The following is a 15810-nucleotide window of genomic DNA, read 5'->3' on the forward strand; positions in this document are numbered from 1 at the left end:
ACGTGACCGAGCCGCAACGGCAGAACCTGCTGATCGTGCACTGGCATGATCTGGGGCGCTACCTCGGCGTATATGGCCACCCGGACGTGACCAGCCCGCACCTCGACCGCCTCGCCGCCGAGGGAGTGCTGTTCACCCGCGCCCACGCCACCGCCCCGCTGTGCTCACCGTCGCGGGGCTCGCTGTTCACCGGCCGCTACCCGCAGAGCAACGGCCTGGTGGGCCTGGCCCACCACGGCTGGGAGTACCGCGCCGGGGTACGCACGCTCCCGCACCTTCTTGCCGAATCAGGCTGGCACACAGCCCTGTTCGGTATGCAACACGAAACTTCGCAGCCGGCCAATCTGGGGTACGCCGAGTACGACGTGTCGAACTCGTTCTGCGAGTATGTCGTCGAGCAGGCCAACGCCTGGCTGACCGCACCGCCGCGGCAACCGTTCCTGCTGACCGCCGGGTTCTTCGAGACGCACCGGCCGTACCCGCGCGACCGATACGAGCCAGCCGATTCCGCGTCCGTCGAGCCTCCCGACTATCTGCCCGACACCACCGAGGTGCGCGACGACCTCGCGGAGTTCTACGGCTCGATCGCGGTCGCGGACGCCAAGGTGGGCGAACTGCTCGCCACGTTGACCGCGACCGGTCTCGACGAGAGCACGTGGGTGGTGTTCATGACCGACCACGGGCCGGCATTGCCCCGGGCCAAGTCGACGCTGTACGACGCGGGCACCGGCATCGCCTTGATCGTGCGCCCGCCGCGGGGGTCTGCTGTGGCGCCGCGCCGCTACGACGAACTGTTCAGCGGGGTCGATCTGCTCCCCACCCTGCTGGACCTCCTCGGCGTCGAGATCCCCGACGAGGTCGAGGGGCTGTCCCATGCCAGCAACCTCACGGCGACGCCTACGGAAACCGCAGAGGTCCGGTCCGAGGTGTACACGACAAAGACCTATCACGATTCTTTCGACCCGATTCGCGCCATTCGCACAAAGGAATACAGCTATATCGAGAATTACGCGGCGCGGCCATTGTTGGACCTGCCGTGGGATATCGCCGACAGCCCCTCGGGACGTGCACTCGGCGATACCGTCCTGAGCCCGCGTCCCGGTCGCGAACTGTACGACCTCGTCGCGGACCCGACCGAGAACAACAACCTGCTGGGAGCGGACGCCACCGACAAGGCCGAGGCGATCGCGAACGACTTGGCACTGTTACTGAACGACTGGCGCGAGAAGACGCTGGATGTCATTCCCTCTGAATTCGCCGGCACCCGGATATCGGAGCGTTACACCGAGACGTATCTGCATATCCATGGCCGTCCCGCCACCAGCAGATCGGCCATCGCCGCCGACCGCGGCATCACCGATACCCGCCAATAGTTTTCCTCACGGTGAACGAAAACTCTTGACGCCCACTTAAATAGGCGCCGCAAACAAATCATGGTTAGAGTCTCGCCCATGCCAGATCATCCGACGGCCTACCTGGTGCTCGCATCCCAGCGCAGCGGCAGCACCTTGCTGGTGGAATCCCTGCGTGCCACCGGCATGGCCGGCGAACCCCAGGAGTTCTTCCAGTACCTGCCGACCACCAGCATGTCGCCGCAGCCGCGGGAGTGGTTCGCCGGTGTCGAGGACGAGTCGATCCTGCGCCTGCTCGACCCCCTGGTCGAGGGCAAGCCGGACCTGGCCCCGGCCGAGATCTGGCGTGACTACATCCGCACCGTCGGCCGGACCCCCAACGGGGTGTGGGGCGGGAAACTCATGTGGAACCAGACGCCGCTGCTGCTGGACCGCGTCGAGGGTCTGCCCGAACGATCCGGGCCCGGCCTGCTCGCCGCGATCCGCGATGTCACCGGCGGCGACCCGGTGCTCGTCCACGTCTACCGCCCTGACGTTGTGTCGCAGGCGGTTTCGTTCTGGCGGGCGGTGCAGACCAGGGTGTGGCGCGGCCGGGCCGATCCGGTGCGCGATGCCCGTGCCGAGTACCACGCGGGCGCCATCGCCCATGTGATCCGGCTGATGCAGGCCCAGGAGGAAGGCTGGCGCTCCTGGTTCGCCGAGGAGAACATCTCCCCCATCGACGTGTCCTACCCGTACCTGTGGCGCAACCTGACGACCGTGGTGGCCACGGTGCTGGAGGCGCTGGGCCTGGACCCGCGACTGGCGCCGCAGCCGGTTCTGGAACGTCAGGCAGATCAGCGATCCGACGAATGGGTGGACCGCTACCGCCGCGATGCCGAGAAAGAGGGGTTGCCGGTATGACAGCTTCTGACACTGTGCATGTCGACGAGTTACGACTGCTGGAAGCCGAGGCGGTGCACATCATCCGCGAGGTCGTCGCCGAACTGCAGCGGCCGGTGCTGCTGTTCTCGGCGGGCAAGGATTCCATCGTCCTTTTGCGGTTGGCCGAGAAGGCTTTTCGCCCCTCACCGTTGCCGTTCCCGGTGCTGCATGTGGATACCGGGCACAACTTCGACGAGGTCATCAAGTTCCGCGACCGCCGCACCACCGGGCTCGGCCACAAGCTGGTGGTGGCCTCGGTACAGGAGACCATCGACAGCGGTCGGGTAGCCGATCCCGGTCCGGGAGCCTCCCGCAACCGCCAGCAGACGCGCACGCTGCTGGATGCGCTGGAGGCCGGTGGATTCGACGCGGCGTTCGGCGGCGCCCGCCGCGACGAAGAGCGGGCGCGGGCCAAGGAACGCATCCTGAGTTTCCGCGACGAGTTCGGTCAGTGGGATCCGCGAGCCCAGCGCCCTGAGCCGTGGTCGCTGTACAACGGCCGGATCCGCAAGGGTGAGCAGGTGCGGGTGTTCCCGCTCTCGAACTGGACCGAACTCGACATCTGGCGCTACATCGAGCTGGAAAACCTTGAGCTGCCGTCGATCTACTTCGCCCACGAGCGCGAGGTGTTCGAGCGCGACGGCATCCTGCTCGCGGTGTCGGAGTACGCCGCACCCGCCGGCGCCGAGAAGGCGGCGGTGGAGTGGGTGCGCTACCGCACCGTCGGCGACCTGACCATCACCGGAGCCGTGCGGTCACGGGCCACCACCATCGACGGGGTGATCGCCGAGATCTCAGCGGCCACCGTCTCCGAACGCGGCGAGACCCGCGCCGATGACCGAACGTCCGTTGCGGCGATGGAAGACCGGAAACGGGAGGGGTACTTCTGATGACGAGGCGAGCCGAGCGCAGCGGAGCGACGGGGAATCAGGCACGGCCGCGTCAACTGCTGCGCATCACCACCGCCGGTTCGGTGGACGACGGCAAGAGCACCCTGATCGGCCGCCTGCTGCACGACACCGACAGCCTGCCGTTGGACCACCTTGAGGCTGTCACCGATTCGGAAGGGGTGGCCGACCTGGCTGCGCTGTCCGATGGACTGCGGGCCGAACGGGAGCAGGGCATCACCATCGATGTCGCTTACCGTTTCTTCTCCACCGCCACCCGCAGTTACATCCTGGCCGACACCCCCGGGCACGAGCGCTACACCCGCAACATGTTCACCGGCGCCTCCAATGCGCACGTGGCGATCCTGCTGGTCGATGCCCGGGCCGGAGTGCTGCGTCAGACCCGTCGCCACGCCCGCATCGCAAAGCTGTTGGGCATCACGCACTTTGTCGCCACGGTCAACAAGATCGACCTGGTCGACTTCGACAAAGGCCGGTTCGCCGAGGTCGAACGGGAACTGCAGCAGGTGGCAGACCGCCTTGGCGGGCTCGATCTGACGGTCATCCCGATCGCGGCCAAGCTCGGCGACAATGTGGTGCACCGCTCCGAGAACACTCCCTGGTACGACGGCCCGACCCTGCTCGAATACCTCGAGGGCGTCGAACTGTCTGCGCCGCATGCCGATCCGGCCAGCCTGCGACTCGCCGTCCAATGGGTATCGCGGCCGACAGCGGAACAGCGCCGTCGCTACACCGGCCGTCTGTCCGCGGGCACGCTTCAGGTAGGTGACCCCGTCGTGAGCCTGCCGGCTGGTACCCGCTCGGTGGTGACGGCCCTGGACACGCTCGACGATGACCGATCGGTGGGCGTTGCGCCGCTGTCGGTTTCGATCGAGCTGGCCGACGACATCGATGTGGGCCGCGGCGACGTCCTCGTCAGTGGGCTCTCGGAGCCAGTGCTGCCGGTGCTGGCCCGTGAGGTCGACGCGACGGTGTGCTGGTTCTTCGACGATCCGCTGCGCGCCGGAGACCGGCTGGCACTCAAGCAAGGTGCCCGCACGGTGCGGGCCACGGTCCAGGAGTTGCACACCAAGCTGGACCCGGAAACCCTGGACGAGGTCGAGACCCCGGTTGAGCTGGCACTCAACGACATCGGCTCGGTCACGCTGCGTACCAGCTCGGTGCTCGTCGCCGACAACTACGCCGACAACCGCGACAACGGGGCGTTCATCCTCATCGACGAGGTGTCCAATGACACCGTCGGCGCCGGGATCATCCTGCAGGCCCGGGAGCTCAAGCCGAGCGGGCACAACCGCTCAGACATCAAATGGCACCCCTCGTCACTGGACCGCGACTACCGCTGGAACAGCACGGGGCAACGCGGCGCCACGATCTGGTTCACCGGCCTACCCGCGTCCGGCAAGTCCACGCTGGCGGTGGCCGTCGAGCGGGCCCTGGTCGAATCGGGTCAGGTGGCGTATCTGCTCGACGGCGACAATCTGCGCCACGGCCTGTCCGATGATCTCGGCTTCTCCGCCGGTGACCGAACCGAGAACATCCGCCGCGTCGGACATCTGACCCGGCTACTGGCCGATGCCGGCGTCGTGGCCCTGGCGTCTTTGGTGTCGCCGCTCAAGTCCGATCGGGAGACTGCTCGGGCACTCAACGACGCCGCCAAGCTGCCGTTCATCGAGGTGCATGTCGCGACCCCCGTCGAAGAATGCGCACGCCGCGATCCCAAAGGGCTCTACGCGCGGGCCCGCGCCGGCGAGCTCACCGGGCTCACCGGCGTCGACGCCCCCTACGAGGCCCCGGAGAACCCGGACCTGGTGCTCGACACGACCGGCGCCGTCATCGACGACCTGGTCCAACAAGTCGTCGACCTGCTCAACACCCGCCGCTAACCAGTGATTTCGGTGCATCCAGTAACGCCTGGCGTTACCAAATGCACCGAAATCGCGTCGACGATGCGGTCGGCGTGGGTGAGGTACAGCCCGTGGGCGGCGCCCGGGATCTCGACGAGCTCCGCGTGCGGCAGCAGTGCGGCCGTGCGTCGTCCGGTGAGCTCGATGGGCGTCGACGCGTCGGCGTCACCGTGGAGCAGCAGCACCGGAAGATCGAGTTCGGCGAGCTCGGCACGGTAGTCGGCGTGGGCGCCCATCCGCTGCGTGGCGAGCAGGGTCTCGACGGGCAACGCCACGATCTGATCGATGGTCCAGTTCACCACCTCGGGTGACACCGGGTGGTCGCCGAAGAAGGGCGGCGCATTGTCGATACACCATTGCCGCACATCGCGTTCCAGCTCCACCAGCATGGCGTCGAGCATCGCCTCGGGGACGCCGTCGGGGTTTTCCGCGGTCTGGACCACCAACGGAAGTTGCCCCGCCACCAGCACCGCGCGATTCACCCGACCGGTCGCGTGCCGGCTGAGGTAACGCACGATCTCTCCGCAGCCCAGCGAATGTCCCACCAGCGTCACATCGTCGAGATCCAGGTGTTCGAGCACTCGGGCCAGGTCGTCGGCCAGCAGATCCACCGTCCACTCACCGTCGTAGGCGCCCGAGCCTCCATGCCCGCGCCGGTCGTAGGCGACACAGCGAAAACCCTTGCACACCAAGCTTTCGATGATCGGATTCCACTGGCCCGAGTTGAGCCCCCACGAGTGGGTGAACACCAGCACCGGCCCGGATCCGGTGTCGGTGTAGTGGATGTCGGTTCGGTCGGCGGTCTCCATCGTAGGCATGCGTCGATCGTCGACCGCGCACGTACGCATGTCGATTACGTCGTAGGTAATGCCCAGGCCCCGCCGTTGTCACGCCAGAGTGGCATTCGACCTCGAGAGCCACTCTGGCGTGACAAACGTGGCACAGCGCGATCAGCCGACTTGCGCCACCACGAACACGCGACGGAACGGAAAGAACGTCGTACCGTCAGCGCGCTTCGGATAGGCCTCGGCCAGCATCGGGATGATGGCCTGGCGATATTGCTCCCACATCTCCTCGCTCAGCCGACCCTTGACCTGTGTCAGAGCCGTCCCGGTGATCCAGTCCAGAACCGGTGTCTCACCAGTCAATTGGTGTACGTACGTGGTCTCCCAGGCATCCACCACACAGCCCGCATCGGTCAACAGCCCGGCGTATTCGACGGGCGTGTCCACCTGGCCGACATCGCGCCACGGCATGTCGCGCAGCGGCTCCATGAACGGTTCACGACGGGCCAGTTCCCGCACCGCGTGGTGCGACGGAGCATCGAAATTGCCCGGCACCTGGAAGGCGATCCAGGATCCCGGCGCCAGCTGCCCGGCCCAGCGCACCACGAGTTCGCGATGAGTGGGCACCCACTGCAGTGCCGCGTTGGTGACCACCACATCGGTGTCGGGTTGCGGCGTCCACTCCTCGATCGCCCCGACGTGTGCTTCGAGCCCACGGGACTGCGCTGCCGCGACCATCTCCGGGGAGCTGTCCCAGGCCTCCAGCGTGGCACCCGGCCAACGCTGCGCAAGCGTCTCGGTCAGGTTGCCCGGCCCGCAACCCAGGTCGACCACCCGGCGTGGCGCCTGCGCCGCGACCCGCGTGAGCAGGTCGTAGAACGGCCGGCCCCGATGGTCGGCGAAGGCGAGGTACGTGTCCGGATTCCACATGCCCCGATCATGCCCCGAACCCGGGTCGATATCGTCGGACGCGATGGACGAATCGGAGAAAGTGCGGAAGATCTGGACGGAGCTGGAGCTTCCCGGCATCGTCGACGTGCACACGCACTTCATGCCCAAGAACGTGATGGACAAGGTGTGGCAGTACTTCGACAGCCAGGGCCCGATGATCGGCCGGGAATGGCCCATCACCTACCGCGCCGACGAGGCCGAGCGGGTCGCCACGCTGCGGGAGTTCGGCGTCCGCAGATTCTCCTCACTGATCTACGCACACAAGCCCGAGATGGCCGCCTGGCTCAACCAGTGGGCGGTCGGCTTCGCCGAGGGCACCCCGGACTGCCTGCACACCGCCACGTTCTTCCCGGAACCCGAGGCCCCCGAGTACGTCGCGGAGGCGATCACCGCAGGTACCCAGGTGTTCAAGGTGCACATCCAGGTAGGCAACTACGACCCGAACGATCCCCTGCTCGACGAGGTCTGGGGGCTGATCGAGGACGCCGGTGTCCCGGTGGTCATCCACTGCGGTTCCGGTCCGGTGCCGGGTCAGTTCACCGGCCCAGACCCCATCGCCGAGCTGCTGGCCCGCTATCCGCGGCTGGTGCTGATCGTCGCGCACATGGGGATGCCCGAGTACTCCGCCTTCCTGGATCTCGCCGAGCAGTTCGAGCAGGTGAGGCTGGACACCACGATGGCGTTCACCCCGTTCGTCGAAGAGACGATGCCGTTCCCCACCACCGAGGTCAGCCGGCTGAAAGCGCTGGGTGAGCACATCCTGTGGGGCAGCGACTTCCCGAACATCCCCTACGGCTACGCCGAGGCCATCCACCACCTGATCGACCTGCCGGGCGTCGACGACGCCTGGCGCCGCAATGTCCTGCACGACAACGCCGCGAAGTTGTTCGGGCTGAGCTGAGCAGTTGGCTAGCATCGGGAAGCGTGGAGCCGTCCAGCGCAGATCCGGTCGAACCCCCGATCCCTGTTCCCGACGTTCCCGGCGGTGAAGCCGGTGCGCGCGGCCTTCCGCGGCGCGCCGAGCTGACGCTGAAGCAGCGGGCCATCGTGGACACCTCGGCGATCGCCGACATCGCGTTGCGCACCGGGGTCGCCTCGATCGTGGCCACGTCGATGGTGCCGACGACGCTGGCGTCGATGCTGCACCCCGCCGCGTCGCGGGCCGAGCAGGACCACATGCGGTTCTACGCGGATCTGGCGGCGGCGCAGGATCCCGCGGTGTCGTTCCCGGCGCCCACCGGGCCACCCCGGGTATCCACCCGCCAGGCCAACCCGGTTGCCGAGCTGATCGCCCACGGCCGGGTCGAGAACATCCGGTTCCAGAGCGGCTTCACCGCGGTCAACCCGGCACTGCGCGAGATGTGCGGCGGATTCACCCGCAACAACGTTGTGCGGGCCCAACATTGGCGCCATGACGACGGCCCGCACCCGACGTTGTGTGTGATCCACGGTTTCATGGGATCGCCGTATCTGGCCAACGGGCTGTTCCTGTCGTTGCCGTGGTTCTACCGCTCCGGATACGACGTGCTGTTGTACACCTTGCCGTTTCACGGTCAACGCGCCGAACGGTTCTCACCGTTCAGCGGCTACGGATACTTTTCCCACGGGTACGCCGGCTTCTCCGAGGCCATGGCCCAGGCTGTGCACGACTTCCGTTCGGTGATCGACTATCTGGAGTCCACCGGTGTCGACCGGATCGCCCTGACCGGCATTTCACTGGGTGGGTTCACCTCGGCGCTCCTGGCCAGTGTCGACGACCGGATTCAGGCTGTGGTGCCGAATGTTCCTGTGGTGACGCCGGATCGCACGGTCGACGAGTGGTTCCCGGCCAACAAGCTGGTGGCCCTGCAACGGCGTGTGGCCCGAACCGATCCCGCTTTGATCGAAGCGGCGGCGCGTTACACCTCGCCGCTGAATTACCGTCCGCTGGTGCCCAAGGACCGACGGATGATCATCGCCGGCCTGGGTGACCGGCTGGCTCCACCGCAGCAGGCCGAGATGCTGTGGGAACACTGGGATCGCTGCGCGTTCCACTGGTTCCCGGGCAACCACCTGCTACATGTGAGCCAGCCGGACTACCTACGCCGGATGACCCGCTTCCTGCGGGATTTCATGTTCGACTGACCGCTCGACGGACGCCGGCAGCGCCTTCGGCGGCGCGGCCGGGGCCCCCTCCAGACGGTCCGAGGACAACGGGTTCAACGCAGCCAACGCCGGACGGTGCCGGCCACCCGCCGGTTTCAGGCCGGCCAGCGGCGCCTTGCGTGCGGGCCGGTCCGCCGTGCGGATCGCCGCGCCCACCGTCAGCTGAGGCTGGGTCGGAGATCCGGTGAATTCCAGTGCCGTCCAGGTTTCCTGGGCCGGCAGGGCGCCGATCCCGGCGAGTACGGCGTCCAGCTTGTCGCTGACGCTGACGCGATAGGCCGCCACGAATCCTGAGTCGTCCTTCACCCCGCGCCAGGTTTCCTTACCCGGGTCAGGCAGCGGGGAGTCCACTCCGTCGACGAGCGTGACGGTCCAACCCTGCTCACGCAGGTGGTCGGCGAGCCGACGCCCGACGATTTCGGTGGTGTCCCGCAACGGGATCTGCGACGAACGGGCGCGCAGCGCAGCGAGATTGTCCGCTGCTGCCACGGTCAGGCTGATCCAGCTGCGGCGGGTGCCACCGGCGTCACGGTGGGTGACCCGGACCTTGTCGCAGCGAATGCCGTAGCGGTCCAGGTAGCTGACCACCACCGGCAACTGGGCCGGGTCCGCGGGATCGACCCGCAGCGTGACGGTCTCCACGCCCGGCTTGTCAGCCGGCCGGCTCTTGGCGAGGTTGCGCCGCCACACGGCGATGTGCCGGGCGACCCGCGTGGTCAGGAACAGCCCACCCCACCAGGCGAGCAACAGCACCACAGCCGCGACGGAAACTCCGAGCACCCACCGTTCGGTGTTGGTCTGCCATGGCCGGGCCAGGACGGCTGCGACGATGAACAGCGACGCCAACGCAAGTCGGGCGGTCATGAATGGTCCTTCCGTCTGTACGCGCTGAACGCAACGGCAATGGCCGCCAGCGCAAGTGCTCCGGTGCCGGCGAAAGCGACGATTCGGCCGGTGTTGTCACGCGGGGCTGGTTCTTGTGGTGCGGCAATGGGTTTGCCTGCAGGAGCCGCCGGTCCGTCCAGCGGCATGTCTGCGACATCCCAGGTGAGTGCGGCCACCGGATCGACACCCCCGGCGCCGATGATGTTCGACGGCGAGCGGGCGGCGCCCTGCGCGGTCGTGGTCAACCGGTGCACCACCTGGCGGGCGTTCAGATCGGGAAACTTGCTGCGCACCAGGGCTGCAACGCCGGACACGTAAGCCGTGGCGTAACTGGTACCGCTGAGCGGGATCAGCTTGCCCTGATCGGTGGGCAGCGCGTTGGCCAACCCTCCGCCGGGTCCGTTGCTCACCGAGGAGATGTTCTCGCCCGGCGCCGAGATCCCGACCCAGGGGCCGGCCATGGTGAATCCGGACGGCTGCCCGGTGGCGTTCAGCGCGCCGACCGACAACACGTAGGGCTGCCACCACGACGGGATCGACACCGAGGAGACGCCGCCCCAGTTGCGCGGATCACCCGGAGTTCCGGACAGCGGATTGGACGCGCACGCGGTCCCGGTGGTGACCCCACCCTGGGTGTTGCCCGCGGCCGCGATGATGACCGCGTCCTTCTCGACCGCCGCATAACGCAGTGCCGCACCGAGTTCGGTCTGGTCGACCTGTTTGTCGGCGGGAAGGCACGTCACCACCGAGATGTTGATGACGCGCGCACCCATGTCGGCGGCACGCACCACGGCCCGGGCCAGGCTGGCCACATCGGCGACGGCGCGGGCCTCGGCGGCGTCGGCGCTGGGCGTACGCGGCGCGAAGCGCGGTGAGTTCTGCCGGATCGAGATCAACCGGGCCTCCGGCGCCACGCCGGAGAACCCGTCGGATCCGGGTTGGCCGGCGATCAGACCGGCGACCGCGGTGCCATGGCCGTCACAGTCGGTCAGGCCATCGGTGGATTCGATGAAGTCTCCACCGCCCTCGACATGGGGCAACCGGGGTCCCGGCTGCACTCCGGTGTCGATGACCGCAACGGTCTGCCCCTGCCCCCGGCTCTGTTTCCAGGCACCGGACAGGTTGAGCGCCAACTGGTTCGGGTTGACCGCACCGGGATCGGTACCCGGCCTCGCCTCGGTGGCGACGCACGCCGAACGCTGCGCCATCGCCTCCACCGGACCGGCACTGCCGGCTGGTGGGGCGACCTGCGGGTCGACCTCGGGCGGGCTCACCGCACCCGCTGACGGGGAGCCGACCAACAGCACCAGACCGGCTGTGGCCAGGACACCCAGACTTTTGTGGATCACCGATTCATCACCTGTCGATAACGAGGCTGAACAGCCCGATGAGGAAGGCCATCACCGGAATCAGCGAAGCATCGAGCCCGGTCGCCAGGAAGCCCACCAGGCGCCGCATCGGCAGCGAGTAGGTATCCGGCGACGCCGCCCGCGGATTCAGCGCGGCGAAAACCCACACCACGACGAGCGCCGCGAGCACCGCCAGCGCCAACCAGGCAGCCTGGTACCGGCCGTCGATCGCGAAGGCCACCAACAGGGCAACGGACAGCACGTACGGATGGGCCAGCAGCCAGGACTTGCAGGAGGCGGAATCCCAGACACGAGCCCGCAGCACAGCACCGAGCGCCAAAGCGACGACCACGTACCAGGCCCACGGCGACGCGGTCGACGAAGCCACCAGGGCCACCGATCCCGCGACACCGAGCAGCACACCCGCGGCGATCACGCCGGTCTGGTGCGACTGGCTCACCTGGACCCGGCGCGGCAGGTCGGCCAGCACCGAAAGCGGTTGTGCCGACGGGGAAGGATCACCCGGCGCCGGGATGACCGGCAGCGGGAAGCGGGCCCACATCGCGGACAGTTGGGCGGCCTGGACCGTGACCACCAGGGCGATCAGGATCAGGGCACACCCGATCACGGTCGCGTTGATCTCCCACAGTGAGGCCGCACCGGCGACCAGCAACACCCCGGCTCCGGCCACCGTGGCCGCGGTGAACACCGCGATACCCCGGTCGTCGGGTGAGCTGGCCATGCTGATCAGCGACCATGCCGCCACTCCGGCCGCGGCCAGCAGGATGCTGGGCGCACCGAAACCGCCTGGCACACCGAGAGCGAACGCCGCGCCGACGGGGACGAGCCCGGTGACGGCCAACGCGGTCGCCAGGGCCCCCGATCGGCTCCTGGTCGACAGGGAGGCGAGCACGGCGGCGATGGCGATACCACTCACCACGAACAGCCCGAGCAGTTCACCGGTCAGCACGCGATGGGCGACGGCCAGGCCGGTGCCCACCAGGATCAGCCCGATCACGGCCAGCGCCGCACCCCGGGCAATGTGCGCGGTGCCCCACGGGCGTCGGCGGGCAGCCGAGAAGATCACCGCGGCGTCGGCGATGTCCTCGACGATGCGCGGGGCGGCCGGGCCGGCGGGGACGGCCTGCAGCGCAAGCAGATCCCCGTCCACCACACCGACCGTGTCGAGGGTGGCGTCCAAGCTGTAGGGAGCACCCCCCACCGGGGCCAGGCTGAGCCGCACCGGGTCCGGGGCGCTCGCGCCATCATCGCCGCCGGCGTTGGGGGGCAGCACGATGCGCTGGACCGCGGGCAGAATCTCGCGCAGCGGCAGCTCGGACGGCAGGGCCATCTCGGTCAGCCGGCCACCGTCGTCTCCAGCGGCCAGCACGGCCACCCGGACGATCGGCATCACAGTGTTGTCGGACATTCCTATGCTTTCTGGGTTCTTCTCATGGAGCGTGGATCTTGGTGGGGTACATCGTTATTAGAAAAAATGTCATTGACGGCTTCGCTGTCGAAGTCGCGGATGAGCGGTTGGTCCGGGAACCAGGAACCGCTCGGTAGTGAGGCGGTGAGCCGTTCGATCGCCATCGCGATCGCGTCGGCACTTCCCGCCGTGAAGGTCGAGATCCACTCCCCGTCGAAGGCTTTCGACGGGGAGACCAGAATCCGGCCTCCGGGGGTGTCGATGATGCTGACCCCCACCTGGGTGGTGACCCGGTGTCCGTCGCGATGCTCACCGGCCACGATCTCCACGTACGTCCGGCGCCCGTCGAACACCGCCTCCACGATCGGGCGGGCCGAGGACGGGACCCCGAGAAATCCCAGCACCTCGGTCAACGGGGTGCCGTTTCGGATCTGCTCGTCGGCGCGGGCGCCGGCCGCGGCAGGCAGCGCGAACTCCTCGAACCGGGCCGGTTTGCGCTGTGACAGCCCGGCCGTGAGCACCGGACCCAGGGCGTGCGGGTGGGCGATGTCCATCTCGGTGAACGTCACCAACTGTGCGTTGCGCAGCACGACAACAGTCCGGCCTTCCGACCGAGCCACGATGCCTCGCAGCAGATCTCCCGGCCCGGAGACAAACCGCAGGTCCAGCCACTGGGTCGCCCGGCAGGCCAGCCGAACCCATTGCGCCACCCGCGGATTGACTCCGCCACCGGCGTCGAGCACGCCCATCCTGGTCAGTTCAGCGGCCTGTCCGGCAACGAAGCCGGCCCGCTGTGCCGGTTCGCTGTAGGGCGGCGTGATGGCCAGCACCCACGGGTACGCCCCGGCGCCCAGTACCTCGGCGAGGTACCAGGCCTGGTCGGTGGTCAGCTCGACGGCGTTAGCCCCCACAGGTCACCGGCATCAGCCCCACTTGGCGCCTTCGGCGGCGTCGCGCGCACTCATCGACATGGTGTTCATCTCGTGAGTGGACGCCATGGCCCGGTACGCCCGGGTCAGCTCTTCCATCGCCTGGTTCCACTGGGCCTGCCAGGCCTGGTAGGTCATACCGGTGTCACCCTGCCAGGCGCTGCTCAGTGCGGCCTGCTCGGCGGCGATGTCGGCACCGACGGCGTGCAGCGCAGCCGAGTAGGTGTTCATCTCGCCGGCGTGAGCCAGCATGGCCGGGTAGTTGTACATGATCTGAGACATGAAAACTCCTGTATCCCTGTAGATCTAGCTCGGTCAGATGGAGGTGTAGGTGCTGGCCGCGGCGGCATCCTGGGCCACGTAGGTGCCCGCGGCGTCGCCGAGGTTGAGCTGCGCGTAATCGAGCAGGGCGTTGACCTTGGCCGAGACCTCGACGAATCGGGCGTGCGCGGCCTGGAAGGCAGCCGAGGCCTCACCCATGTGGAAGGCCTGCGACGACATGGCAGCCTGCTCGGCCTGCGCGATGGTGCTGCGCATCAGGGCGGCCTTGGCACTGAACGCCGCCTCGGAGGCGATCAGCTGGGGGATGTGAGCGTCCAACATGCTCATGGATTTTCCTTTCGGGTCGTAGACATTTGGCGGTGCATCGAACGTGATGAAGATGATCTGGTCAGCTGCGGGTACCCCCTTGCGAATCACCGGGTTCCCAGGAACCGGGCAGCATCGGCGAGGACGGACTCTCGTCGTAGCTCTCGCCGGCCAGCGTGGTCAGACCGGCCGCCGTGGTATCGGATTTCGTCTCGGTACCGGTGAATCCGATCGTGCCGGTGCCGCTTTCGGACGCCCGCACCCGCGGCTCCGGCTTCGGTGCCGGGTCCGGGTCGGGTTGCTCGTAGTCCATGTAGGCATCCGCGTAGGCGTGGTCTTCCAATGCCGCACCGCGCTTGCGACGCCGCTTGCGCCGTGCCGCCAGCGATGCGGCCACACCGGATGCCGCCGCGGGGATGCCGGAAGCCGGTGCCGAGGCACTGGACTTGCCGCCCACGGTCGGGCTGAATCCCTCGTCGGGGTCACTGCCGAGTACCGCATACGGTGCGAAGGCTGCCGCCGCGACGGGTGCCGGTGCGGCGACACCTCCGGCGGCAGGCGCAGCGGCGGGCGCAGCGCCCGCGCCGGCTCCACCGCCGAAACCCGCCGGGGACAGGCCGGCCATCGGCAGCCCCTGATCGGCGCGCACCGGTCCCGCCGGAACATCGGCGTCGGCGGGAGCCTCGTCCGGTGCCACATCGTCGGTGGGAAGCAGATCGAGGAAACCCAGTGCGGCAAGGCCCATGCCGAGCAGTGGGGCCAGGAACGGCGACAGCGCGACACCGATCCACGTTCCCCAACCCACCGGCTGGAAGATCAACTGATAGATGACGCCGAACAGGAACGGACCCCAGGTGGTCAGGAAGCCGGACGGGTTGGTCATCAGGTCCGTGAGCATGCTCTGGATGGTTCCGAGCGGATCGTTGAGGAACCTCAGCAGCTCCTTGCCGCCGATCATCGAGTCGTTACCGAGGTAATCGACCAGCCACTGCGGCAGGTTGGGGTACTCGTTGTCGGCCGTCGCGTCGGCGTTGGTCAGCGCTGAACCCGAATCCGTCGCCGTCGCCTGCGCCATCATCTGCTGTGCGTTGGCCGAGGCGGCGCCGGCTTCCCCGGCGCCCGGCTTGAGCAGCATCGGCGACGGCGTGCTGGTCGGCGCCGCCATCACGGCGGCCCCCGAGACAGCCTGGTAGGTGGCCATGGTGGTGGCGGCCTGGATCCACATCCGCACGTAGTCGGCCTCGTTGACCGCGATCGGAATCATGTTGATGCCGAAGAAGTTCGTCGCGAGCAGCACACCGTGCACCACGTGGTTGAGCGCCAGCTCGGGCATGGTCGGCATGGCCGCCACGGCCGTGGTGTACGCCGCGGCCGCCGTCTCGTGCTGCACGGCCACCGCAGCGCTGTTCGCGCTCTGCTGCGCCAGCCAGGTCAGGTAGGGCCCGTGCGCGGTGATGTACTGCTCCGAGCTCGGCCCTTCCCAGGACCCGGCCTGCACCGAGCCCAGCACGCTGGTGAGTTCTGCTGCCGCCGACGCGTATTCGGTGCTCAGCGACTGCCAGGCCCCCGCGGCAGCCAGCAACGACCCGGCGCCTGGACCGCTGGAGAGCAGCGTCGAGTGCACTTCGGGTGGTAGGGCCATCCAAATGGGGGCAGTCATC

15 protein-coding genes are annotated in these 15810 nt (G+C 67.9%); 6 read left to right on the plus strand and 9 right to left on the minus strand.

Annotated features, from left to right (window positions below; translation table 11 throughout):
- The first annotated feature begins 2 nt into the window (after positions 1 to 2).
- The 4 genes from AC4LGL_RS30815 (at position 3) to cysC (ending at position 5067) form a co-directional block, all read left to right on the plus strand.
- A complete protein-coding gene (locus AC4LGL_RS30815; protein ID WP_491842069.1) occupies positions 3 to 1373 on the plus strand; it encodes a sulfatase family protein in 1371 nt (456 codons plus the stop codon).
- Between the two features lie 78 nt (positions 1374 to 1451).
- Positions 1452 to 2255, plus strand: coding sequence for a trehalose 2-sulfotransferase (gene stf0, locus AC4LGL_RS30820; protein WP_491842070.1), 804 nt, complete (start codon positions 1452 to 1454; stop codon positions 2253 to 2255).
- Positions 2252 to 3166: a sulfate adenylyltransferase subunit CysD gene (cysD, locus tag AC4LGL_RS30825; RefSeq protein WP_491842071.1), complete on the plus strand. Its 915-nt coding sequence runs from the start codon at positions 2252 to 2254 to the stop codon at positions 3164 to 3166. The genes stf0 and cysD overlap by 4 nt, the downstream gene beginning before the upstream one ends.
- A complete protein-coding gene (gene cysC, locus AC4LGL_RS30830) occupies positions 3166 to 5067 on the plus strand; it encodes a sulfate adenylyltransferase subunit CysN (protein WP_491842072.1) in 1902 nt (633 codons plus the stop codon). The genes cysD and cysC overlap by 1 nt, the downstream gene beginning before the upstream one ends.
- Here cysC and AC4LGL_RS30835 read toward each other — a convergent pair.
- The gene (locus tag AC4LGL_RS30835) at positions 5064 to 5906 is read right to left on the minus strand and encodes an alpha/beta fold hydrolase (protein ID WP_491842073.1); all 843 of its coding nucleotides are present in this window, start codon (positions 5904 to 5906) and stop codon (positions 5064 to 5066) included. The two genes, cysC and AC4LGL_RS30835, sit on opposite strands and share 4 nt — an antisense overlap.
- A gap of 132 nt (positions 5907 to 6038) precedes the next feature.
- On the minus strand, positions 6039 to 6803 hold the full coding sequence (locus AC4LGL_RS30840; RefSeq protein WP_491842074.1) for a trans-aconitate 2-methyltransferase: 765 nt from the start codon (positions 6801 to 6803) through the stop codon (positions 6039 to 6041).
- Positions 6804 to 6846: 43 nt separating this feature from the next.
- Between AC4LGL_RS30840 and AC4LGL_RS30845 the strand changes: the two genes are divergently transcribed.
- The gene (locus tag AC4LGL_RS30845; RefSeq protein WP_491842075.1) at positions 6847 to 7725 is read left to right on the plus strand and encodes an amidohydrolase family protein; all 879 of its coding nucleotides are present in this window, start codon (positions 6847 to 6849) and stop codon (positions 7723 to 7725) included.
- A 23-nt stretch (positions 7726 to 7748) separates the two neighbouring features.
- Positions 7749 to 8948: an alpha/beta hydrolase family protein gene (locus AC4LGL_RS30850; RefSeq protein ID WP_491842076.1), complete on the plus strand. Its 1200-nt coding sequence runs from the start codon at positions 7749 to 7751 to the stop codon at positions 8946 to 8948.
- On the opposite strand, the gene eccE is transcribed toward AC4LGL_RS30850, so the two are convergent.
- The 7 genes from eccE to AC4LGL_RS30885 form a co-directional block, all read right to left on the minus strand.
- Positions 8904 to 9833 carry a type VII secretion protein EccE gene (gene eccE, locus AC4LGL_RS30855; RefSeq protein WP_491842077.1) on the minus strand — a complete coding sequence of 310 codons (930 nt, stop codon included), beginning with the start codon at positions 9831 to 9833 and terminating at the stop codon, positions 8904 to 8906. The two genes, AC4LGL_RS30850 and eccE, sit on opposite strands and share 45 nt — an antisense overlap.
- Positions 9830 to 11203: a type VII secretion-associated serine protease mycosin gene (gene mycP / locus AC4LGL_RS30860; protein ID WP_491842078.1), complete on the minus strand. Its 1374-nt coding sequence runs from the start codon at positions 11201 to 11203 to the stop codon at positions 9830 to 9832. Before mycP ends, eccE begins: the two co-directional genes overlap by 4 nt.
- 7 nt (positions 11204 to 11210) lie before the next feature.
- Positions 11211 to 12632, minus strand: a complete 1422-nt coding sequence (gene eccD, locus AC4LGL_RS30865) for a type VII secretion integral membrane protein EccD (protein WP_491842079.1) — start codon at positions 12630 to 12632, stop codon at positions 11211 to 11213.
- A gap of 2 nt (positions 12633 to 12634) precedes the next feature.
- Positions 12635 to 13543 (minus strand): ESX secretion-associated protein EspG, encoded by a 909-nt coding sequence (locus AC4LGL_RS30870; protein WP_491842080.1) that lies wholly within the window; start codon positions 13541 to 13543, stop codon positions 12635 to 12637.
- Positions 13544 to 13555: 12 nt separating this feature from the next.
- A complete protein-coding gene (locus AC4LGL_RS30875) occupies positions 13556 to 13843 on the minus strand; it encodes a WXG100 family type VII secretion target (protein ID WP_044515203.1) in 288 nt (95 codons plus the stop codon).
- A gap of 33 nt (positions 13844 to 13876) precedes the next feature.
- Entirely contained in the window at positions 13877 to 14170 is a 294-nt protein-coding gene (gene esxG, locus AC4LGL_RS30880; RefSeq protein ID WP_064886591.1) for a type VII secretion system protein EsxG, read from the minus strand.
- A gap of 61 nt (positions 14171 to 14231) precedes the next feature.
- Positions 14232 to 15809, minus strand: coding sequence for a PPE domain-containing protein (locus AC4LGL_RS30885; RefSeq protein WP_491842081.1), 1578 nt, complete (start codon positions 15807 to 15809; stop codon positions 14232 to 14234).
- Between the last annotated feature and the right edge of the window lies 1 nt (position 15810).

It is taken from the genome of Mycolicibacterium arcueilense, from assembly GCF_058536225.1.